The following is a 23281-nucleotide window of genomic DNA, read 5'->3' as shown; positions in this document are numbered from 1 at the left end:
CAAGGCTCCTGCTGGGAGGGGACGACACCGTGTCGCGATACGAAATGCTCAACAACATCGCCCACCACGACCTGCGCGTGGCGACCGGCTTCGGGCCCGAATTCGGTGACGCGGTGGGCATGCTGCCAGCCTATCCGAGCGAGTTCGCCGAACTGCAACGGGAATACCCCATCTTCCTGCGCCGCGATGCCGACAGCGGCGCCTGGCAGTCGGTAGCGCTGCTCGGCTTCGAGCAGCATGAGAATCTGTTCCTGCAGGACGGCCACTGGAATGCCTCCTACCTGCCCGGGGCCGCGGCAAAAGGGCCGTTCCTGATCGGCTTCCAGGACCGCCACATCGATGGCACGCTCAGCCGCGAAGCGGTGCTTCACGTGGATCTTGATCATCCGCGCGTGACCGCGATGCAGGGTGAGCCGGTGTTCCTGCCGCAGGGGGGAAACTCCCCGTACCTGGACCACATCGCCAGCGTACTGCGCGGCATCCATGATGGCCACGCGTTCGGTGCGGACATGTTTGCCGCGCTGGACGCGCACGGGCTGATCCAACCGGTCACGCTGGATGTGCAGGTCGACCCGGAACATCGCTTCACGGTCAACGGGCTGCACGCGATCGACCGTGATCGCCTGGCGCTGCTGGATGGCGCCGCGTTGGCCGGGCTCAACCGCGCCGGCTACCTGGAAGGGGCCTATCTGATGCTGGCGTCGCTGCACAACATGCGCCGCCTGATCGCCGAGAAACAACGACGCCTGCGCATGCAGGATGCTGCGCCTACGGCGGGCAGGAACTGACCGATGCGGGAGGCCGTTGCCATGCGCACACTGGAAGGCCTGGACCCCGGCGCGCTGCCGTTGCAGGCGCTGGTGGACGCTGGCGAGCCGGTGGTGCTGCGTGGCATCGTGCGCGACTGGGGACTGGTGCAGGCCGGATTGCACGGCCCCCACGAGGCCATGGCCTACCTGCGCCGCTTCGATGCAGGGTCGCCGGTCCCGTACTCTTTCGGCGATCCCGGTATTGAAGGGCGACCGTTCTACACGGCGGACTTCACCGCGTTGAACATCGAGGTCCGGCGCGGCGTGCTGTCAGAGGTCCTGGAGGCGATCTCCGACCATCTCGCTTCGCCCAGCCCGCCGACCTACTACGTCGCCTCGCTGCCGGTCGCGCGTGCGCTGCCCGGGTTCACCGAGCACAACGACGCCGGGCTGGCCGGGCAGGGCATCGAGGCGCTGGCCAGCATCTGGATCGGCAACCGGGTCACGGCCTCCTGCCACTACGACACCCCGCAGAACCTGGCGTGCTGCACGGTCGGCCGACGCCGGTTCACCCTGTTTCCGCCCGAGCAGATCGACAACCTCTACCCGGGCCCGATGGATCCCACCCCCGGCGGGCAGGCGGTCAGCGTGGTGGATTTCGACCGCCCGGATTTCGATCTTCACCCCCGTTTCCGTGATGCCCTGGCAAGTGCGCAGAGCGCCGAACTTGAGCCCGGTGATGCCATCTTCATCCCGAGCCTGTGGTGGCACCACGTGCGCAGCCTGGAGCCGTTCAACGTGCTGGTGAACTACTGGTGGCGCCGTTCGCCGAGCATGCTGGCCTCGCCCCTGCCGGCGCTGCAGCATGCAATGTGGGCCCTGCGTGACCTGCCACCGCGTGAGAAACAGGCGTGGGCGGCGATCTTCGACTACTACGTATTCGGCCCCGCCGAGCGCGCCGGACAGCATCTGCCCGAAGCCGCACGGGGCGAGCTGGCACCGTTCGATACGACCCAGGCGCGGCGCATGCGCGCCCGGCTGCTGGCGCTACTCAACCGTTGATGGGGACATCGCATTGAACGCTGTGGACACAACACAAGGGCGGATCCGCAAGGTCGTCATCGCCGGCGGTGGCACTGCCGGTTGGCTTGCCGGCTGCGCGCTGGCCCATCAGTTCCGCGATCAGCTCGACATCGTGCTGGTGGAGTCCGAGCAGATCGGTACCGTCGGCGTGGGCGAATCGACCGTGCCGCCGATCCGCATGTTCCACCGCTTCCTGCAGATCGACGAGCAGGAGTTCCTGCGCGCAGTGGCTGGTACGTTCAAGCTCTCGATCTCGTTCGAGAACTGGCGTCGCCCCGGGGACCGTTTCATCCATCCGTTCGGCACCATCGGGCAGGGCACCTGGGCCACGCCGTTCCACCATTTCTGGTTGGAGAGCCTGCGCCGGGGCATGCCCTCGGACCTGGGCGAGTTCTGCCTGGAAAGTGCGGCCTCGCTGGAAGACCGGTTCTCGCTGCAGACCCAGCCGCAGGCCAGCTATGCCTATCACTTCGACGCCAGCCTCTATGCCAGGTTCCTGCGCGGCAAGGCCGAGGCGAACGGCCTGCGCCGGGTGGAAGGCAAGATCCGCGAAGTCCGCCAGCACGCCCATGACGGCGCGGTGGCATCGTTGGTGCTGGAAGACGGACAGGTCATCGAGGGCGACCTGTTCATCGACTGCACCGGCTTCCGCGGCCTGTTGACCGAGCAGACCCTGCATACCGGCTATGAAGACTGGCACGAATGGTTGCCCAGCGATCGCGCCGTTGCCGTACAGACCGAGTCGGTCAATCCGCCGGTGCCGTACACGCGCGCCATCGCACACGAGGCCGGCTGGCGCTGGCATATCGCGCTGCAGCACCGGGTGGGCTGTGGGCTGGTGTTTTCCAGCCGCCACATGTCCGATGACGAGGCGCAGGCCAAGCTGCTGCGTGACATCGAGGGCCGGCCCCTGCGCGACCCCTGGCTGGTGCCGTTCCGCAGCGGGCGCCGGTTGAAGGCATGGAACAAGAACGTGGTGGCGCTGGGGCTTGCCAGTGGGTTCATCGAGCCGCTGGAATCCACCAGCATTCACCTGACCATCAGCGCGGTAGTGCGCCTGATCCAGTTGTTCCCGCTGGAGGGCATCAGCCCATCGCTGATGGCGCTCTACAACGATGTCAGCCGCCAGGAAATGGAACACGTGCGCGACTTCATCATCCTGCATTACCACGCCAACCAGCGCGACGAGCCGATGTGGAAAGCGTGTCGGGAGATGGCACTGCCGGAGTCGCTGCAGGTTCGCCTGCGCGCGTGGCGCGAGCGCGCCCACGCCTGGCAGGACCCCGGCGAACTGTTCCGGGTCGACTCCTGGACCAGCGTGCTGACCGGGCAGGGCATCCAGCCGGGACCGCCGCATCCGCTATCGCGCGCCATCGGTGATGCGGACCTGCGCACGCTGCTGGATCGCATCCGTCGGCCGGTGCAGCAGGAGGTGGCGAAGATGCCGTCGCAGGCAGCGTTCATCGAGCGCTACTGCAACGCGTCGGCGCAGGCATGGCAAAGGGGCATGGCGGTGACATAGCTGCCCGACATGCTGTTGCCGCTGATTGGTAGCGCTACCTTCAAGCCAAAAACGGATACTGACGATGGATCTGGTTGCCGGAATCGACGCGGGTACGCAAAGCCTCAAGGTGGTGGTCTACGACCCTGCCGGGCGCAACGTGGTGGCCAGCGCCAGCGCACTGTTGGCGCTGGCCAGCGGTGCCGACGGCAGCCGGGAACAACAGCCGGCCGACTGGGTCGCGGCACTGCACGCCTGCTTCGCCGAAGTCGATCCCGCGCTGCGCTCGCGCATTGCCGCGCTGGCTGTTTCGGGCCAACAGCACGGGTTCGTCGCGGTGGATGCGGCCGGTGAGGTACTGGCACCGGCCAAGCTGTGGTGCGACACCAGCACCTCGGCCGAGTGCGGGCAGATCATGCAGGCGGCAGGCGGCAGGGCGCGCACCATCGCATTGGCCGGGAACCCTCTCCTTACCGGGTACACCGCATCCAAGCTGCCATGGACCAAGGCCCATCGGCCCGAGGCCTATGCCCGGCTTGCGAGCATCCTGCTGCCCCACGATTACCTTAATTTCGTGTTGACCGGACAGCGTTTCTGCGAGTACGGGGATGCGTCCGGCACAGGCTGGCTGGACGTACGCACCCGCACCTGGTCGAGCGAACTATTGCATGCGACCGATCCCGAGCGGGATCTTGCGGCCTGCCTGCCACGCATCGCCGGGCCCGAAGAAGTGTTCGACATCGACCCCGCCACGGCGACGGCGTTGGGGCTGCCGGCGACGGTGAAAGTGGCTGTCGGAGGCGGCGACAACATGATGGCGGCCATTGGCACCGGCTGCGTGGTGCCGGGTCGCCTGGCGATGAGCCTGGGCACCTCGGGCACGCTGTTCGCCTACTCCGATACACCCGTGGTCGACCCGGACGGGGCATGGGCGGCCTTCTGTTCGTCCACCGGCGGCTGGCTGCCGCTGATCTGCACGATGAACTGCACCGTGGCGACCGAGCAGGTCGCGGCGGCTTTCGGCTTCAGCACGCGCGACGGCGACGCGCACCTGCGAGCGACTCCGCCCGGTGCCGACGGGCTGGTGATGCTGCCGTACCTCAACGGTGAACGCACGCCGGACCTGCCGTTCGGCAAAGGCGTGCTGGCGGGGCTGGACACCACCAACATGACGCCGGCGCATGTCTATCGCGCGGCGATGGAAGGGGCCACCTACAGCCTGAAGTACGGCTTCGATGCGTTCGTTCGCGCGGGCATGTCGTTCGATTCCATCGTGCTCACCGGCGGCGGCAGCAACAGCGCACAGTGGCGGCAACTGGTGGCCGATGTGTTCGGCCTGCCGGTGGACGTACCCACCCAACCTGAAGGCGCCGCGTTCGGTGCGGCGCTGCAGGCGGTGTGGGCGCTGGGCCACGCGCGGGGCGAAGCCACCTCGATCGCCGACATCGCCGACCCGCACGTAGCGCTGGATCCGCTCCGGTCCGCACGCCCGGACCCGGCGCGCGTGCAGGCCTACGCCACCGCCTATGCACGGTTCCTGCGCCACCTAGATGCCATCACGCCGCTGTATCGCGGCCGATCCCCCTCAACGCCACACCCCGCACAACGACAGGAAGACCCCTCATGACCACCCAGCCCTTCATCGGCAGCAAGGAATACTTCCCCGGCATCGGCCGCATCCCCTTCGAAGGACGGGGGTCGGACAACCCGCTCGCCTTCAAGGTCTATGACGCGGAGAAGCTCGTCGGGGGCAAGACCATGCAGGAGCACCTGCGCTTCGCAGTCTGCTACTGGCACACCTTCTGCAATGCCGGGCATGATCCGTTCGGTCCGGGCACCCGGCATTTCCCCTGGGAAGCCGGATCGCCGATGGCCAGCGCCGAGGCGAAGCTGGACGCGGCGTTCGAGTTCTTCACCAAGCTGGGCGTGCCGCACTGGTGCTTCCATGACATCGACCTGGCACCGGACGCCGACGACGCCGGTGTCTACGAGAAGAACCTCAAGCACATGGTGGCGCTGGCCAAGGCCCGCCAGGACGACACCGGCATGAAGCTGCTGTGGGGCACGGCCAATCTGTTCTCGCACCCGCGCTACATGAACGGTGCGTCCACCAATCCAGACTTCGCGGTGGTGGCGCGGGCCGCCGTCCAGGTGAAGGCGGCGCTGGAAGCAACCGTTGAACTGGGCGGCGAACATTACGTGTTCTGGGGTGGCCGCGAAGGGTATGCCGCCCTCGCCAATACGCAGATGAAGCGCGAAGTCGACCACCTTGCACGCTTCCTGACCATGGCGCGCGACCATGGCCGCAGCATCGGCCTGAAGGGCAATTTCCTGATCGAGCCCAAGCCGATGGAACCGATGAAGCACCAGTACGACTTCGACAGTGCCACGGTGGTCGGATTCCTGAAGGAACATGGCCTGGACAAGGATTTCAAGCTCAACATCGAGGCGAACCACGCCACGTTGTCCGGTCATACCTTCGAGCACGATCTGCAGGTCGCATCGGACCACGGGCTGCTGGGCAGCATCGATGCCAACCGCGGCAATGCCCAGAACGGCTGGGATACCGACCAGTTTCCCACCGACCTGTACGACACCGTCGGCGCGATGCTGGTGGTGCTGCGCCAGGGCGGGCTGGAGGGCGGCCTGAACTTCGATGCCAAGGTGCGCCGTGAATCGACCGACCTGGAAGACCTGTTCATCGCACACGTCGGGGGCATGGATGCGTTCGCCCATGGGCTGGAAGTCGCCCATGCGCTGATCAACGATTCGCCGCTGGAACAGTGGAGGAAGGAGCGTTACGCCAGCTTCGACAGTGGTACCGGCAAGGCATTCGCAAGTGGCGCGCTCAGCCTCGCCGAACTGGCCGAGCTGGGTGCGAAGGGCGGCGAGCCCAGGCAGGTCAGCGGCAAGCAGGAGCGCTACGAGAACCTGATCAACCAGTACCTGCTGCGCTGACCGCACAAGCGCGCGTCGATGAAACCCAACCGGGGAGGGGCAGGGCAATGCAACAGGCAGTGAGCAGCGGCGAGAACACCCGACTGATCGTCCTGATCAGCGTGGTGGCGACCATTGGCGGATTCCTGTTCGGGTTCGACAGCGGCGTGATCAATGGCACCCAGGACGGACTGCACCAGACGTTCAAGTCCGGCGAATGGATGCAGGGATTCGAGATCGCCTCGATGCTGTTGGGCTGCGCGTTCGGCGCCTTCAGCGCCGGCCGCCTGGCCGACCGCCTTGGCCGCCGCAACGTGCTGATCGTATCGGCGGTGCTGTTCCTGCTGTCGGCGATCGGCGCCGGTGCAGCCCCGTCGTCGGCGATGTTCATCATCGCGCGGGTACTGGGCGGTTTCGCGGTAGGCGCGGCCAGCGTGATCTCCCCGGCGTACATCGCCGAAGTGGCGCCGGCGCGTTACCGTGGCCGCCTGGCCACGGTCCAACAGATAGCGATCATCGGCGGGCTGACGGCCGCGTTCCTGTCCAACTATCTGCTGGCAGCCACCGCCGGTGCCTCGACCGAGCCGCTGTGGGCAGGCCACGCAGCCTGGCGCTGGATGTTCTGGATGCAGGCGGTACCCTCGCTGTTGTTCCTGGTGCTGTTGTTGGCCATTCCAGAAAGCCCGCGCTACCTGATGGTGAAGCGCCGCAAGGACGAGGCATTGCAGGTGCTCGGGCGGCTGTTCGGCGCGGCCGAAGCGCAGGCCAAGCTGGCCGAGATCGATGCCTCGCTGTCGACCGACCACCATCGCCCGCGGCTTTCGGACCTGCGTGACAAGGCCAGCGGCAGGATCCGCCCGATTGTCTGGGTGGGCATCGGCCTGGCGACCTTCCAGCAACTGGTTGGCATCAACGTGGTGTTCTACTACGGCGCCGTGCTCTGGCAGGCGGTCGGCTTCTCTGAGAACGACGCCCTGCTGATCAATATCCTGTCCGGTGCGCTCAGCATCGGCGCCTGCATCGTGACCGTGCTGCTGATCGACCGCATCGGGCGCAAGCCGCTGCTCTGGGTCGGCTCGGCCGGCATGGCGGTGGCCTTGACGCTGCTGGTGTTTTCCTTTGCCAGCGGCTCGCTGGTCGATGGGCGCCTGCAGCTGCCCGGTGGCATGGGCACGCTGGCGCTGGTGGCTGCCAATGCCTACGTAGTGTTCTTCAACGTCTCCTGGGGGCCGGTGATGTGGGTGATGCTGGGAGAGATGTTCCCCAACCAGATCCGCGGCTCGGCGCTGGCGGTGGCGGGTGCGGCGCAATGGACCGCCAACTTCGCCGTGACGGTGACCTTCCCGATCCTGCTGGCCGCCATCGGGCTGGCCGCAACCTACAGCCTCTACCTGGTGGCGGCGGTCATCTCCGTGTTCTTCGTGCTGCGCTTCGTGCACGAAACCAAGGGCAAGGAACTGGAGCAGATGGAAGGATGAACACCATGACGAATCGACGCTTCATGCAGGCCCGTGGTGGCGTACTGCTGACCGCGCTGGTGCTGGCCGTGGCGGCCTGCGGGAACGATGGGAAACCCGTTGCCGCTGCGCCGGCCGACCCGGATCCGTGGCCGCAGGTCGCCTGGCCGCTGGCCGAGGATGCGGCCTTGGAGAAACGCATCACCGAGCTCATGGCTACCCTGACGGTGGAGGACAAAGTCGGTCAGCTGGTGCAGGGGGACATCGCCAGCGTCACCCCGGACGACGTGCGTCGCTACCGGCTGGGTTCCATCCTGGCAGGCGGCAACTCGGACCCCGGCGGCCGTTACGATGCCTCGCCTGCGCAATGGCTGGCACTGGCCGACGACTTCCACGCCGCCTCGATGGACACCTCGCAGGGCGGCAAAGCGATCCCGGTGCTGTTCGGCATCGACGCCGTGCACGGGCAGAGCAACATCATCGGCGCGACCCTGTTCGCGCACAACATCGGCTTGGGCGCGACCCGCAATCCGGAACTGCTGCGCCGGATCGGCGAGATCACCGCACTGGAGACCCGCGTGACCGGGATGGAGTGGGCCTTCGCACCGACCGTGGCGGTACCGCAGGACGACCGCTGGGGACGCACCTACGAAGGCTATTCCGAAGCGCCGGAGGTGGTGGCCAGCTACGCCGCTGCAATGGTCGAAGGCCTGCAGGGCAAGGTGGGCTCGCCCACCTTCCTGGACGGGCGCCACGTGATCGCTTCGGTGAAGCATTTCCTCGGTGATGGCGGGACCGTCGATGGCAAAGACCAGGGCGATGCCCGGATCGATGAAACCGAACTGGTGCGCATCCACGCGGCCGGCTATCCGCCCGCCATTGCCGCAGGCGCACAGACTGTCATGGCGTCGTTCAACAGTGTCAACGGCGAGAAAATGCACGGCCACAAGCCGTACCTGACCGATGCGCTGAAGGGACGCATGAACTTTGGTGGCTTCGTGGTGGGCGACTGGAATGGCCACGGGCAGGTGAAGGGCTGCACCGCCACGGACTGCCCCGCCACCATCAACGCCGGCCTGGACATGGCCATGGCATCGGACAGCTGGAAGGGCTTCTACGAAACCACGCTGGCGGCGGCCAAGGCCGGCACCATCAGCCAGCAACGCCTGGATGACGCGGTGCGTCGCATTCTGCGGGTCAAGCTGCGCCTGGGCTTGTTCGAGGCGGGGAAACCTTCGACGCGTGCGGTCGGCGGCCAGTTCGCGCTGATCGGTGCACCGGCCCATCGCGCGGTGGCCCGGCAGGCGGTGCGCGAGTCGCTGGTGCTGCTGAAGAACCAGGGCGGCGTGCTGCCGCTGTCGCCGAAGCAACGCATCCTGGTGGCCGGTGACGGCGCCCACGATGTCGGCAAGCAGGCGGGCGGCTGGACGCTCAACTGGCAGGGCACCGGCACGACCCGCAAGGATTTCCCGAATGCAGACAGCATCTTCGAGGGCATCGCGCAGCAGGTGAAGGCAGCAGGTGGCCACGCCGAACTTGCAGTTGACGGACGTTATGCGGGCCGGCCGGATGCGGCCGTGGTGGTGTTCGGGGAGGACCCGTACGCCGAGTTCCAGGGCGATCTGCCGACACTGGCGTACAAGCCGGGCGACGATGCGGACCTGGCGCTGCTCAAGCGCCTGAAAGCCGATGGCATTCCCGTTGTCGCGGTGTTCCTCAGCGGACGCCCGCTGTGGGTCAACCGTGAGCTCAATGCCGCCGATGCCTTCGTCGCGGCATGGCTGCCGGGCTCGGAGGGCGCGGGCATCGCCGACGTACTGCTGCGCGCTCCGGATGGCAATGTCCAGCACGACTTCAAAGGCACCTTGAGCTTCAGTTGGCCGCGCACGGCGACCCAATACGCCAACAACGTGGGCCAGAAGGACTACGACCCGCTGTTCCCGTTCGGCTTCGGGCTGACCTACGCTGACAACGGCGCGCTGGCCCCGCTGCCGGAAATTTCAGGCGTGACCGGCAAGGAAGGGGCGGTCGGGGTGTTCTTTGCACGCGGTGACGCTGGCCCCGGCATGGCACTGCGACTGGAAGGCGACACGGGGCAGGGGGTGACGGTCACGAAGGTGCCGGATGCCCTCGAGTCGGACCTGCTCACGGTTGCCGGCGTGGATCATCTGGCGCAGGAAGACGGGCGTCGGCTCAGCTGGTCGGGCAAGGGCGAGGCGACTGCCGCACTGCAATCGCACACGGCGCTGGACCTGCAGCGCGAAAGCAACGGTGACCTGATGCTGTTGACCACCCTGCGGGTGGAGTCCGCACCGCAGGGCGATGCCTGGCTGTCGGTGGGCTGCGGCACGGGCTGCTCGGCGCGCATCGCGATCGGGCCCACGCTGGGGCGTTTGCCGGCAGGCCAATGGACGCGCGTAGGGGTGCCGCTGAAATGCCTTGCTGCCGCCGGTGCGGATGTCGGCAAGCTGGATCGCCCCTGGTCGATCGGCACGGCAGGGAAGATGACGCTGGCGGTGTCGCGCGTCGCGCTCGGGGCGCTGAACGAGGCGCAGACCACCATCGAGTGCACGGGCGCGTGACGGTGCGTGCTGCGCTAGCGAGGCCCGGGAGGACGCGCGACCGAATCGCGCACCACCAGACGGTGGGGCACGACGTGGTCAGTCAGTACACGTACGCCTTCCTGCCGGCGGCGGATGGTGCGCAGCAGGATTTCGATCGCGGCATCGGCCATCGAGGCGATCGGCTGATGGACAGTGGTGAGTTCGGGCCAGACGGTGGTTGCGGCCGAGGTGTCATCGAAACCGACCACCGACAGGTCGCGTGGCACCTCAAGGCCGCGCCGGTGGGCGACGGAGATCGCCGCGGCCCCCATGTCGTCGTTGCTGGCGAAGATCGCGGTGGGCGGCCGACGGTGGCGCAGCAGCTTTTCGGCGGCGGCAAGCCCGGAGCGGTAGGTGTAGTCGCCCTGCTGGACCAGGGCGGGGTCGACTTCCAGCCCAGCCTCATGCAACGCGCTGACGAAGCCGTCGTAGCGCCGCGCGCTTGCGCTGAGGTCGCTGCGCCCGCAGATGAAGCCGATGCGGCTGTGGCCGTGCTGGATCAGATGTTCGGCCAGTTCCCTGCCGGCGTGGAAATCGTCGATGCGCACGCAGGAAATGTCGTTGCCGAGGTGGCCCGATGCGATCGCGACCACCGGGATGCCTGCCTTCAGCAGTTCGTTCACTGCAGGCTGCGACTCGCACAACGGCGGCGGCAGGATGACACCGTCGACCCGACCGGCAAGCGCACGCGCCGACCTGCGCTCGGCGGCAGGGCCCAGATCGTCCCAGTAGTCGACGACCAGTTGGATCGCGGCGCTGGATGCCACGCGCAGCAGCCCGACCAGCAATTCGCGCAGGTAGGCACCGCTGGGATCGGTGTAGATCAGGGCGATGCGCGTGTGCTGTGCGGCGGCCAGGGAACTGGCGGCGAGGTTGGGCGTATAGCCGAGTTCACGCACCGCGCGCATCACGCGCTCACGGGTGACATCGCGGACTTTGCCCTGGTTGATCGCGCGCGATACGGTCATCGGCGAGACCCCGGCCAAGGCCGCCACTTCGTCGATCGTCACGCCGCTGGTTTTGCGGCGGACCGATTTCTTCGGCTTCTCCAATACGCGCTCCCGTTGTTCTTCGTGGCGCCATCGGCAGCCGCGCACGTCCCGAGCTTACAAGGTTTACCGCCCGCGCTGCGGGGTCGCCCGGATGGCAAGCGGTGTCATTGGATGCTCGCTGCCATGGTGGCCCTGATGGCCTGCATCGGCAGCGCGCAGGCAGAGGATGGCTACGCGCTGTGGATGCGCTATGTACCGCTCGATGCTCCGCTTGCCGCCGCCTACCGCACGCAGCTGGCTGAAGTGGTGGCGCCTGATCACACGCCGACCCAGCGTGCCGCGCGCGAAGAGCTGGAGCGTGGCCTGGCCGGACTGCTTGGCAGCGCCCCGCGCATGCGGGTTGCAGCGGCCAGCGGCCCTGCCGTGGTGCTGGGCACGCCGCAGTCATCGCCGTTGATCGCGCCGTTCGGCGAGCAGATTGCATCGCTGGGCGGGGAGGGCTACCTGCTCGAACGTACGCGTCTGGGTGGGCACGATGTGGTGCTGGTGGCCGCTCGCACGGATATCGGCGTGCTGTACGGCATGCACCATCTGCTGCGCCTGCTGCAGGCCGGCGCGGCACTGGACACCCTTGCGGTGCGCGAATCGCCGCAGCTCGGTCGGCGCGTACTCAACCACTGGGACGACCTGGACGGCCATGTGGAACGCGGCTATGCAGGCCGCTCGCTGTGGGAGTGGCAGACCCTGCCGGAATGGCGGGACCCGCGCTATACCGACTACGCACGGGCCAACGCGTCGGTGGGCATCAACGGCACGGTGCTGAACAACGTGAATGCCAGCGCGCAGAGCCTGACACCGGAGTATCTGGACAAGGCAGCGGCGCTGGCCGACCTGTTCCGGCCCTACGGCATCCGCGTCTACCTGAGCGCGCGCTTCAGCGCGCCGATCGAGCTGGGCGGGCTGGAAACCGCCGACCCCCTCGACCCGGCGGTACGACGTTGGTGGCGGGACAAGGCCGCAGAGATCTACAGCCGCATTCCGGATTTTGGCGGCCTGCTGGTAAAGGCCAATTCGGAAGGCCAGCCCGGCCCGCAGGACTACGGTCGTTCTCATGCCGACGGCGCCAATCTGCTGGCCGATGCGCTGGCCCCGTACGGCGGCGTGGTGATGTGGCGCGCCTTCGTCTATGCGCACGACGTTCCTGCAGACCGGGCCACGCAGGCCTATACCGAGTTTGTCGACTTGGACGGTGGCTTCCGCCCGAACGTGATCCTGCAGGTCAAGAACGGGCCGATCGATTTCCAGCCACGGGAGCCGTTCCATCCGCTGTTCGGTGCCATGCCGCGTACCCCGCTGATGATGGAGGTCCAGATCACCAAGGAGTATCTCGGCTTCGCCACGCACCTGGTGTACCTGGGGCCACTGTACGAGGAAGTACTGCACGCCGACACCCACGCACGCGACAGACGTTCCAGCGTGGCGCAACGCCTGACGGGCATGGCCGGCGTCGCGAATATCGGCAACGATCGCACTTGGAGTGGATCGCACTTCGACCAGGCCAACTGGTACGCCTTCGGCCGTCTTGCGTGGAACCCCGGGCAGAGCGCCGCCGACATCGCGGCGGAGTGGGCGGCGATGACCTTCTCCCCGGATCGCGAGGTGGTAGAGCCTATCGTCGGCATGATGATGGGCTCGCGCGAGGCGGCGGTGAACTACATGACCCCGCTGGGCCTGCATCACCTGATGGCGCGTGGACACCATCATGGCCCCGGTCCCTGGGTGGATGGCGGCCCCCGCGCGGACTGGACGTCGGTGTACTACCACCGCGCCGACCGCGATGGCATCGGCTTTGACCGCACGGCGCGCGGCAGCAATGCGGTGGCCCAGTACGCGCCGCACGTGGCACGCCGCTACGGTGACCCGCAGCAGGTTCCCGAATCGCTGCTGTTGTGGTTCCACCACCTGCCATGGGACCACCGCATGGCGTCCGGCCAGACACTGTGGGACGAACTGGTCCGGCGCTATGCGCAGGGCGTGCGCGGCGTCGAGGACATGCAGAGCACCTGGGCAGGCCTGCGGGGCAGGGTGGATGCACAACGCTACGCGCAGGTTGAAGCGTTCCTGCGCATCCAGCGCCGCCAAGCACAGTGGTGGCGCGACGCCAGCGTGGCGTACTTCCAGTCGGTCAGCGGCCGATCCTTGCCGGAGGGAGAGGCCGCGCCACCGCATCCGCTGGCGTGGTACCAGTCCCAGCAGTCTCCGTCCGCGCCGGGAGATGGCCGATGAGCCGGGCAGCGTGGAAGGGCTGGCTGCTGGTGATAGCGCTGGGCTGCTGCGCAGGGCCGGCACCGGCGCAGCACACGGTGGCGCCGTTGCTGCATCCGCTGTTCCAGGATCACGCCGTCCTGCAGCGGGACCAGCCGGTTCCGGTCTGGGGGACTGCCGCTTCGGGCGTCACCGTCCGGGTGCAGTTGGCGGGCCGGACAGCCACCACCCGCGCCGATGACAGCGGCCACTGGCAGGCCGTGCTGCCGCCGCTGGCGGCAGGCGGCCCGTACGAGCTGGCGATCCGGGCCGGGGATTCCGTCCAGGTCGTGCGCGATGTGCTGATGGGCGATGTCTGGCTGTGTTCCGGGCAGTCGAACATGGAGCTTCCGGTCTGGCGCGCGCTCGACGCAGCCAGCGAAATCGCTGCCGCCACGCAGCCGATGATCCGCCTGTTCACCGTGCCAAAGGCAGCGGCCGTTTCGCCACGACGGGAGTTTGCAGGACCCGTTGCCTGGCACCCCGCGTCGCCGGATACCGTGCGCGACTTTTCCGCTGCCTGCTTCTACTTCGCACGCGAGCTGCAGAAGACCGTCGCGGTACCGATGGGGCTGATCCAGGCGGCGTGGGGCGGTTCCCGCATCGAGGCATGGACCAGCGCCTCTGGCCTGCGCCGACCGGGCGGCATGGACCCGGCGCTGGAAGTACTGGCGCTGTACGCAACCGATCCGGTGGCCGCCAACGCCCGATGGGGCCGACACTGGCAGCAATGGTGGTCCACGCACACGGGCGCGGGCGCCGACGAAAGCCCATGGCAGCCCGCGGCAGATCGCACTGGCTGGCAGCAAGCGCCGTCCATGCTCGGGGCATGGGAGCACTGGGGCGTGCCGGCGCTTTCCCACTACAACGGCATGGTTTGGTACCGCAGCCAGGTAACCCTGACCGTGGCGCAGGCAGGGCAGGGCGCACGCCTTGAACTGGGTGCGGTTGATGAGACGGACATGACCTGGGTGAACGGCGTGGCCGTGGGCAGCGAGAACGCGCCCGGTTCGGCGCGGTCCTATGCGCTGCCAGCCGGCTTGCTGAAGGCTGGCGCCAACACGGTGGTGATCAATGTGCTGGATACCTATGGCGATGGCGGCCTGGCAGGCCCTGCAAGCGCCCACGCGGTGCTGCTGGACGATGGCACGCGCCTGGTGCTGGACGCACCGTGGCAGTACCAGCCAGCGCCCACGGCGCAGGCCCCACCGCTGGCGCCGTGGCATGCCGCCACGGGCGTGTCCACGCTCCACAATGGCATGATCGCCCCGCTGGGCCAGCCTGGGCTGCGCGGAATACTCTGGTACCAGGGCGAATCCAATACCGGCGACGGCGCGGCCTATGCGGCACGCCTGCGCGGCCTGCGCAATGACTGGCGCGGGCGGTTCGGTGCACAGATGCCGTTGCTGGTGGTGCAGCTGGCCGGCTATGGCCAGCCGCCGGAAGCACCGGTGGAAAGCGGCTGGGCACAGGTCCGCGAGGCGCAGCGGCGGGTCGTGGCAGAAGACCCGCACACCGGCCTCGCGCTGGCGATCGACATCGGCGACGCCTACGACATCCATCCGCCCAACAAACAGGAACTGGGCCGGCGCCTGGCGCGCGTGGCACGCCACGTCGTCTACGGCGAGCGCGCGATCGCCCCGTCCGGCCCGACCGCACGCACGGCATCGCGTACTCCTGCGGGGATACGGATCGCCTTCGATGATGTCACCGGCGCCCTGGCCACCACCGGTGCCAACGGACCCATCGGCTTCGAACTGTGCGATGCGCAGGCGCGGCAATGCACTTATGCGGAAGCGCTGCTGGACGGCCATGACGTGGTGCTGCGCAGCCCGCAGCCAGTACCCGGCGCGCGCGTGCGCTACTGCTGGGCCGATGGCCCGATCTGCACGCTGCGCGATCGCAGCGGGGCACCGGCCGGACCCTTCGAACTGTCCCTCGACGCTGCGGAGATTCCATGATGCTGACGCGCCTGCTGCTCGCCACGATGATCCTGTTGTCAGCCGCTGCGACGCCGCCGCTGCGGGCTGCGCCACCGGTTCATTTCGACTGGTTCGAGTACACCGGTCGTGACGTTGCCTTCGAAGCGCCCCTGCCACCCGGGCACTACCGCAACCCGATCCTCGCCGGCTTCCACGCCGACCCCAGCATCACCGGTGCGAACGGCCGCTTCTACCTGGTCAATTCCAGCTTCACCTACTTCCCCGGTATCCCCGTTTTCGAGAGTGTGGACCTGGTGCACTGGAAGCAGATCGGCAACGTCATCGACCGCCCGACGCAGCTGGATTTCGATGGCCTGGGCGTGTCGCGTGGCATCTTCGCTCCGGCGATCTCGTACCACGACGGCCTGTTCCATGTGATCACCACCGCAGTGGACAGTGGCGGCAACTTCATTGCTACCGCAAACGATCCTGCCGGGCCGTGGTCAGACCCGCACTGGCTGCCGGGCGTGGAGGGCATCGATCCATCGCTGTTCTTCGACGACGATGGCCGCGTCTACCTGCTGAACAATGACGTGCCGCCCTCTCGGCCGCGCTACGAGGGCCACCGTGCGATCTGGATGCAGCAGATCGACATGGACAACTACGCGCCGATGGGCCCGCGCAAGGTGCTGATCGACGGCGGCGTGGAGCCGGCGAAGAACCCGATCTGGATCGAAGGGCCCCACCTGTACAAACGCGAGGGCTGGTATTACCTGTCCGATGCGGAGGGCGGCACCGGGCCGCAGCATTCACAGGTGGTGCTGCGCAGCCGTGATGTCTGGGGACCCTATGTCCCGTATGCGGGCAACCCCATCCTGACCCAGCGCGACCTGCCGGAGGACCGGCCGCTGCCGATCACCAATGCCGGACATGCCGACCTGGTGGAGGGACCGGATGGGTCGTGGTGGGCGGTGTTCCTTGCCAGCCGCAACTATGCCAAGCGCCACTACAACACAGGCCGGGAGACCTACCTGCTGCCGGTACGATGGCGCGATGGCTGGCCGGTGATCCTGCCAGCCAACCAGGCCATTCCGTATGCGCTCAAGGCACCGTCATGGATGCAGGGCGATGCGTCGCAGGCACCGTTCACCGGCAATTTCGTCGATCGCGATGAGTTCGAGGGGCCGACGCTGGGCAGCGGCTGGCTGCGCGTGCGTGTGCCCAAGCAACCATGGGCGGACCTGCGCGAGCGCCCCGGCGCGCTGACCGTGCATCCGCTGGCGGAGGACCTGGACACGCTGCGCAATCCCGCCTTCCTGGGCCGACGCCAGCAGCACCTGCGCTTCGAGGCCAGCACCGCCATGAGCCGCCCGGCAGCAGGCGTGGCGGCTGGACTGGCTGCGTTCCAGAGTGAGGCGTACTGGTATTTCCTCGGCGTCCGCCGCCTCGGCGCTGATCGCGTGACGGTCTTCCTGGAAGGACGCGACGGCGGCGGGACGACCCGGCTGCTGGCCACCCGCGACGTGGACGCGAGCGCTTCGCTGCGGCTGAAGATCACCGGTGATGAAGCCCGCTATGCCTTTGCCTTCGACAGCGGCGACGGGCATGGCTGGCAGACCCTCGCAGCCGAGGTGGATGGAACCGTATTGAGTACTGATCGCGCAGGCGGCTTCGTGGGCGCTCTGCTGGGACCATTCGCACGCGATGAGCGTGCCTTGAGGAGTAAATGATGACGCGCACGCCCCGGCTCCATCCCCCGATGTTCCGAACGCTGGCGCTGTGCGCCGCCATCGCCTTGAGCAGCGCCGGCCAGGCGGCCGAAACCCAGCCCTGGCGCGACACCTCGGCGAGCTTTGAAAGCCGCGCCGCCGCACTGGTGGCCCGGATGACCCTGGAGGAAAAAGCGGCGCAGATGCAGAACGCCGCGCCCGCCATCGAGCGCCTCGGCGTTCCTGCCTACGACTGGTGGAACGAAGGCCTGCACGGGGTGGCACGCGCCGGGCAGGCGACGGTGTTCCCGCAGGCCATCGGACTGGCCGCCACCTTCGACGTGCCGCTGGTGCGCGAAGTGGCCACCACCATCAGTGACGAAGCGCGGGCCAAGCATCACCAGTTCGTCCGCGAAGGGTCACATGGCCGCTACCAGGGGCTGACCTACTGGTCGCCGAACATCAACATCTTCCGCGACCCACGCTGGGGCCGCGGCCAGGAAACCTACGGCGAAGACCCGTACCTCACCGCGCGCATGGGCGTGGCCTTCGTGCACGGACTGCAGGGCGACGACCCGGTGTACCGCAAGCTGGATGCCACGGCCAAGCACCTGGCCGTGCACAGCGGGCCGGAGGCCGACCGCCACCACTTCGATGCCCGCCCCAGCAAGCGCGATCTGTATGACACCTACCTGCCGGCCTTCGAGGCGCTGGTGAAGGAGGGGCAGGTGGATGCGGTGATGGGCGCTTACAACCGTGTGTACGGCGAGTCCGCCAGCGCCAGCCGCTTCCTGCTGCGCGATGTGCTGCGCCGTGACTGGGGATTCAAGGGTTACGTGGTGTCCGACTGCTGGGCCATCGTGGATATCTGGAAGCATCACAAAATCGTTCCCAGCCGTGAAGCCGCCGCGGCATTGGCGGTCAAGAACGGTACCGAACTGGAGTGTGGCCAGGAGTACGCCACGCTGCCTGCCGCGGTACGGCAAGGCCTGATCACTGAAGCAGAAATCGACGATGCGGTGACCCGGCTGTTCACCGCGCGGATGCGGCTGGGCATGTTCGACCCGGCCGAACGGGTGCGCTGGGCGCGGATCCCCGCATCGGTGAACCAGGCCCCGGCGCACGATGCGCTGGCCTTGAAGGCCGCGCAGGAATCGCTGGTACTGCTGAAGAACGAAGGCGTGCTGCCGCTGTCACGCGACCTCAAGAGCATCGCCGTGGTCGGCCCCACCGCCGATGACACGATAGCGCTGCTCGGCAACTACTTCGGCACCCCGGCCGCGCCGGTGACTGTCCTGCAGGGAATACGCGATGCAGCGAAGGGCATCGAGGTGCGCTACGCACGCGGCGTGGACCTGGTCGAAGGGCGCGACGATCCCAATGCCACCCCGCTGATCGAAGCGGCCTACCTGCGGCCGTCGGCCGACTCGCCGGAACGGGGCCTGCGCGGGGAGTACTTCCGCACAGCCGATCTGTCCGGCACGCCGGCCCTGGTGCGCACCGACGCCCAGATCGGCTTCCGCTGGGATCGCGGTTCACCGACCGACAACCTGCTGGCCCGCGGTGAAGCCGCACCGGGGCAGGGCATTCCCAGCGATGGTTTCAGCATCCGCTGGAGTGGCGAACTGGTGCCGCCGGTGTCTGGCCGCTACCGCATAGAAGCAGCCGCCGACGACGGCTACCGCCTGTACATCGATGGCAAGCGGGTACTGGACCGGTGGGGTGACAGCGATCGCCTGCAGGGCGATGGCGTGGAACTGGACCTGCAGGCCGGACGCGCCTACGCGCTGAAGCTTGAATACTTCGATGCCGAGCGCGATGCCGGCGTGCGGCTGGGCTGGCGCATGCCCGGTGCGAAGCCGCCGTTCGAGGAAGCGGTGGACGCAGCCCGCGAAGCGGACGTGGTGGTGTTTGTCGGCGGGCTGACCGGCGATGTGGAAGGCGAAGAAATGAAGGTCAACTACCCCGGTTTCGCCGGCGGTGACCGTACCGATCTGCGCCTGCCCGCGCCGCAGCGTGCACTGCTGGAAGCGCTGCATGCCACTGGCAAGCCGGTGGTGATGGTGCTGACCGGCGGCTCCGCGCTGGCCGTGGACTGGGCCGATACGAACGTGCCGGCAATCCTGATGAGCTGGTACCCCGGGCAACGAGGTGGCACGGCCGTAGGCCAGGCCCTGTTCGGCGACGTCAACCCCGGCGGACGCCTTCCGGTCACCTTCTACAAGGCGGACCAGGCGATGCCGGCGTTCGATGATTACACGATGGAAGGACGCACCTACCGCTATTTCCGTGGCGCCCCGCTGTATCCGTTTGGACACGGGCTGTCCTACACCCGGTTCGACTACGGCACGCTGCAGCTCGATTCCGCCCGCATCGGCGACGACGGGACGCTCAAGGTGCAGGTCGAGATAATCAACGCCGGCAAGCGCCCGGGTGATGAAGTCGTGCAGTTGTATGTGCGGCGCATGCAGGCACAACCCGGCGATGCCCAGCAGGAGCTGCGCGGCTTCCAGCGTGTCCACCTGGCCCCGGGCGAACGCCGAACGGTCACCTTTGATCTGCAGGCGAAGGACGCCCTGCGCCAGTACGACGAGGTCCGTGCGGCGTATGCCGTGCCGGCCGGGTCCTACGAGGCGAGGGTAGGGAGCTCCAGCACCGACATCCGTGCGACCGGCAGGTTCACCGTGGAGGCCGGCCGTGACTGATGCAGGCAGCGCGGCAAACACCGAACACACGCTGTCGATCCGGGAAAAGCTCGGCTACAGCCTGGGCGATCTCGCAGCAAACCTGATCTTCCAGACGCTGATCACCTACCTGGCGTTCTTCTACACCGACGTATACCGGCTTCCGCCCGCCACCGCCGCAACGATCATCTTCGTGATCGGTGTGCTCGGCGCGTTCGTGTTCACGCCGCTGATCGGCATTGCCGCCGATCGCACGGTCAGCCGCTGGGGCAAGTTCCGGCCGTGGATCCTGTGGACGGCGATCCCGTTCGGGGTGTTGTCCTTGCTCGCCTTCAGCACGCCGGACCTGGGGCCCCGCGCGAAGATCGTCTACGCCGTGGCCACCTACGGCCTGCTGATGCTGGTATACGCGGCCAACAACCTGCCGTACTCCGCGCTCAGCGGGGTGCTTACCGGCAGCATGGCCCAGCGCAACAGCCTGTCGGCCTACCGCTTCGTGGCGGTGATGATCGCGCAGTTCATCATCCAGGTGCTGCTGTTGCCGCTGGTGCTGATCCTCGGTGATGGCGATCGCATGCTGGGCTTCGAGCGGGTCATGACGGTGTTCGCGGTGGTGGGCACGGTGTTCTTCCTGACCACCTTCGCCACCACGCGCGAACGCATCGTTCCGGCCCGGGAACAGACCGCCGGCGTACTGCAGGACCTGTCCGACCTGCTGCGCAACCGGCCGTGGAAGGTGATGCTGCTGCTGACCATCCTGGTGTTCGTCAACCTGGCCCTGAAGGGCGGCACCTACATCTACTATTTCCAGTATTACATGCGTGATGCCGCGCTGGCGGGCTTCCTCGACAGCTCCGGTTTCAACGCTTTCATCGGTGGATTGAACGCAACGCTGAGCAGGTGGGGCCTGGCCGGATTCACCTGGCCGGAAGACCCGGCGACCTCGGCCTTCAGCCTGTTCAATGCGTGCGGCATCCTCTGCATGATCCTGGGCATTGGCGTCTCACGCCGGCTTGCCGACCGCTTTGGCAAGCGGGATGTCTTCGGTGGCGCGCTGCTGGTTTGCACGCTGTTCCTGCTGGCGTTCTACTTCTTCCCGCCCACCGCGGTCGGCGTGGCTTTCGTCGCCTTCATGCTGCACGGGTTCTGCTATGGCATCACCATCCCGCTGCTGTGGGCGATGATCGCCGACGTCGCCGACTACTCGGAATGGAAGAACCATCGCCGCGCCACCGCGATCGTATTCTCCGCGATGCTGTGTGGCCTGAAAATCGGCCTGAGCATTGGCGGTGCGCTGGTCGCGGGGATCCTCGCGCACCATGGCTACCAGGCTGGCGCGGAACAGCAACCGCAGGCGGTGGTGGACGGCATCCGTCTTACGGTCAGCGTCTACTGCTCGATCCCGTTCCTGCTCGCGGTGGCGCTGCTGTTCCTGTATGAGATCGACAAGCGCATGGAGAACCGGATCGAGCAGGAGCTGCTGCAGCGCCGGCAGACCGGCAACCTTGACCAGCTGGCGGCGCGCGCGATCTCCCAGCCCTTGGTGACCCATCTTTACACGGCAGATCCGTCGGCCCACGTGTTCGAAGGGCGGCTGTACATCTATCCCTCGCACGACATCGACAGCGGTGCTCCGTTCGATGACGAGGGCGGTCACTTCGGAATGGAGGACTACCACGTGCTGCGGATGGATACGCCCGCTGGCGAGGCCATCGACTGCGGCATCGCGCTGCATGTGCGCGACGTGCCCTGGGCCAGCCGGCAGATGTGGGCGCCGGACGCGGCAAGCCGTGATGGGCGCTACTACCTGTATTTCCCCGCCAAGGATGCGCAGGGCCTGTTCCGCATCGGCGTGGCGGCAGGGGATCGCCCGGAGGGCCCGTTCACTGCCGAAGCAGAGGCGATGGAGGGCACGTACTCGATCGACCCGGCGGTGTTCGAGGACGACGACGGCACGCATTACCTGTACTTCGGTGGCATCTGGGGGGGCCAGCTGCAGAAGTACCGTGACAACCGCTTCGACGCGGCGCACGAGGAGCCCACCGGCGATGCCCCTGCATTGGGGCCACGCGTTGGTCGCCTGGAAACAGGCATGACCCGGCTTGCCGAGCCCACCCGAGAGATCGTGATCCTGGACGAGCACGGACTGCCGCTGCGCGCCGATGACCATGCGCGCCGCTTCTTCGAAGGCCCCTGGCTGCACAAGTACCAAGGGCGGTATTACCTTTCGTACTCCACCGGTGATACGCACCTGCTGTGCTACGCAACCGGCGATAGTCCGTATGGACCGTTCACCTATGGCGGAGTGATCCTCAAGCCGGTGGTGGGCTGGACCACGCACCATTCCATCTGCGCATTCGAGGGGCAGTGGTATCTGTTCTACCACGATGCCTTGGCGTCCGGCGGGGTCACCCACCTGCGCTCGGTCAAGTGCACGCCGCTGCACATGGAAGCCGATGGCAGCATCCGTACCATCGACCCTTATGGCGCTTGAGCCGGGGTCGCCGCTGGATGATGCGCAGGCGCCGCTGGCAGGTGGCCAGCTGCATTGGCTGCGGGCGGGCAGGGTGGAGGTCGCGCTCGCTCCCGAAGCAGGCGGGCGGATCGCGCAGATGCGCTACGACGGCGTGGACTGGCTGGTAGGCGAGCGCGAGGGCAGGGCGGCTGCGATCGGCTGGGGGTGCTACCCCATGGTGCCCTGGGCTGGGCGCATCCGGCGTGGTCGCTTCAGCTTTGATGGCAAGGATTTCGTGCTGCCTGCGAACCTTGGGGCGCACGCGATCCACGGGGTGGGATTCACACGGCCCTGGCAGATCGAGCGCCTCGAAGTGGACGCTGCGATGTTGTCGTTGGCCCTTCCGGAAGACCGCTACTGGCCGTTCGGTGGCGTTGCAACGCAGTGTATCCGTGTCGTGCCGGATGGCGTGGAACTGCGGCTTGCCGTGCAGGCCGGCGACAAGGCGATGCCCGCCGTGATCGGCTGGCATCCCTGGTTCCGCAAGCCGGACCAGCTGCTGTTCTCACCCAGCGCGATGTATCCACGGGACGGGGAGGGCATTGCCACGCTGCCTTGCATCCCCCCTGCGCCTGGCCCATGGGACGACTGCTTCATCAACCGGGCGGAGGTGACGCTGGTCTCGGAAGGACAGCGGCTGCAGGTGCAGGCCGATACGGACCATTGGGTGGTGTACGACGGGACTGCGCACGCTACCTGTGTGGAACCGCAGACGGGGCCGCCTGATGGGTTTACGTTGCTGCCAAGGCGGTTGGAGGCGGGGGAGCGGTTGGAGTTGGGGTTTGGAATGATGTGGGAGAGCGAGGTACACGGATGATCCTTGCA

The 23281-nt window shown here is 67.2% G+C and carries 14 protein-coding genes and 1 pseudogene; 14 read left to right on the top strand and 1 reads right to left on the bottom strand.

Features of this window, described 5'->3' with window-relative positions:
- The first annotated feature begins 29 nt into the window (after window positions 1-29).
- The 7 genes from IFT63_RS06010 to IFT63_RS05980 all read left to right on the top strand — a co-directional run bounded on the left by IFT63_RS06010 (window position 30) and on the right by IFT63_RS05980 (window position 10309).
- Window positions 30-788, top strand: coding sequence for a SapC family protein (locus IFT63_RS06010; protein ID WP_192083528.1), 759 nt, complete (start codon window positions 30-32; stop codon window positions 786-788).
- Window positions 789-791: 3 nt separating this feature from the next.
- Window positions 792-1811, top strand: coding sequence for a cupin-like domain-containing protein (locus IFT63_RS06005; RefSeq protein ID WP_192083527.1), 1020 nt, complete (start codon window positions 792-794; stop codon window positions 1809-1811).
- 13 nt (window positions 1812-1824) lie between these two features.
- Entirely contained in the window at window positions 1825-3354 is a 1530-nt protein-coding gene (locus IFT63_RS06000; RefSeq protein ID WP_192083526.1) for a tryptophan halogenase family protein, read from the top strand.
- 64 nt (window positions 3355-3418) lie between these two features.
- Window positions 3419-4960, top strand: a complete 1542-nt coding sequence (gene xylB / locus IFT63_RS05995) for a xylulokinase (protein ID WP_192083525.1) — start codon at window positions 3419-3421, stop codon at window positions 4958-4960.
- Complete coding sequence (gene xylA / locus IFT63_RS05990) at window positions 4957-6291, top strand: xylose isomerase (protein ID WP_192083524.1); 1335 nt, start codon at window positions 4957-4959, stop codon at window positions 6289-6291. The genes xylB and xylA overlap by 4 nt, the downstream gene beginning before the upstream one ends.
- A gap of 47 nt (window positions 6292-6338) precedes the next feature.
- Window positions 6339-7748, top strand: coding sequence for a sugar porter family MFS transporter (locus IFT63_RS05985; RefSeq protein ID WP_192083523.1), 1410 nt, complete (start codon window positions 6339-6341; stop codon window positions 7746-7748).
- The gene (locus IFT63_RS05980) at window positions 7745-10309 is read left to right on the top strand and encodes an exo 1,3/1,4-beta-D-glucan glucohydrolase (RefSeq protein ID WP_192083522.1); all 2565 of its coding nucleotides are present in this window, start codon (window positions 7745-7747) and stop codon (window positions 10307-10309) included. The genes IFT63_RS05985 and IFT63_RS05980 overlap by 4 nt, the downstream gene beginning before the upstream one ends.
- Before the next feature lie 14 nt (window positions 10310-10323).
- Here IFT63_RS05980 and IFT63_RS05975 read toward each other — a convergent pair whose 3' ends face one another.
- The gene (locus IFT63_RS05975) at window positions 10324-11382 is read right to left on the bottom strand and encodes a LacI family DNA-binding transcriptional regulator (protein WP_192083521.1); all 1059 of its coding nucleotides are present in this window, start codon (window positions 11380-11382) and stop codon (window positions 10324-10326) included.
- A 111-nt stretch (window positions 11383-11493) separates the two neighbouring features.
- On the opposite strand from IFT63_RS05975, the gene IFT63_RS05970 reads away from it, so the two are divergent.
- The 7 genes and pseudogenes from IFT63_RS05970 (at window position 11494) to IFT63_RS05945 (ending at window position 23273) form a co-directional block, all read left to right on the top strand.
- Window positions 11494-13608: an alpha-glucuronidase family glycosyl hydrolase gene (locus tag IFT63_RS05970; protein WP_192083520.1), complete on the top strand. Its 2115-nt coding sequence runs from the start codon at window positions 11494-11496 to the stop codon at window positions 13606-13608.
- Window positions 13605-15587 carry a sialate O-acetylesterase gene (locus tag IFT63_RS05965; RefSeq protein WP_192083519.1) on the top strand — a complete coding sequence of 661 codons (1983 nt, stop codon included), beginning with the start codon at window positions 13605-13607 and terminating at the stop codon, window positions 15585-15587. The genes IFT63_RS05970 and IFT63_RS05965 overlap by 4 nt, the downstream gene beginning before the upstream one ends.
- A complete protein-coding gene (locus IFT63_RS05960; RefSeq protein WP_249404342.1) occupies window positions 15584-17278 on the top strand; it encodes a glycoside hydrolase family 43 protein in 1695 nt (564 codons plus the stop codon). Before IFT63_RS05965 ends, IFT63_RS05960 begins: the two co-directional genes overlap by 4 nt.
- A 29-nt stretch (window positions 17279-17307) precedes the next feature.
- Window positions 17308-19962, top strand: coding sequence for a glycoside hydrolase family 3 protein (locus IFT63_RS05955; RefSeq protein ID WP_192083518.1), 2655 nt, complete (start codon window positions 17308-17310; stop codon window positions 19960-19962).
- Window positions 19955-21445: pseudogene (locus tag IFT63_RS17520) on the top strand (MFS transporter); the annotation flags it as partial. The gene IFT63_RS05955 and the pseudogene IFT63_RS17520, both read left to right, overlap by 8 nt.
- A complete protein-coding gene (locus tag IFT63_RS17515) occupies window positions 21419-22435 on the top strand; it encodes a glycoside hydrolase family 43 protein (RefSeq protein WP_342450486.1) in 1017 nt (338 codons plus the stop codon). The pseudogene IFT63_RS17520 and the gene IFT63_RS17515, both read left to right, overlap by 27 nt.
- Window positions 22398-23273 (top strand): aldose epimerase, encoded by an 876-nt coding sequence (locus IFT63_RS05945; protein ID WP_249404341.1) that lies wholly within the window; start codon window positions 22398-22400, stop codon window positions 23271-23273. Before IFT63_RS17515 ends, IFT63_RS05945 begins: the two co-directional genes overlap by 38 nt.
- The last annotated feature ends 8 nt before the right edge of the window (window positions 23274-23281 follow it).

Origin of the sequence: Stenotrophomonas sp. CFBP 13724 (assembly GCF_014841975.1) — a bacterium.
Lineage (GTDB): Bacteria > Pseudomonadota > Gammaproteobacteria > Xanthomonadales > Xanthomonadaceae > Stenotrophomonas > Stenotrophomonas lacuserhaii.
This window is presented reverse-complemented; position numbering and strand designations above follow the sequence as displayed.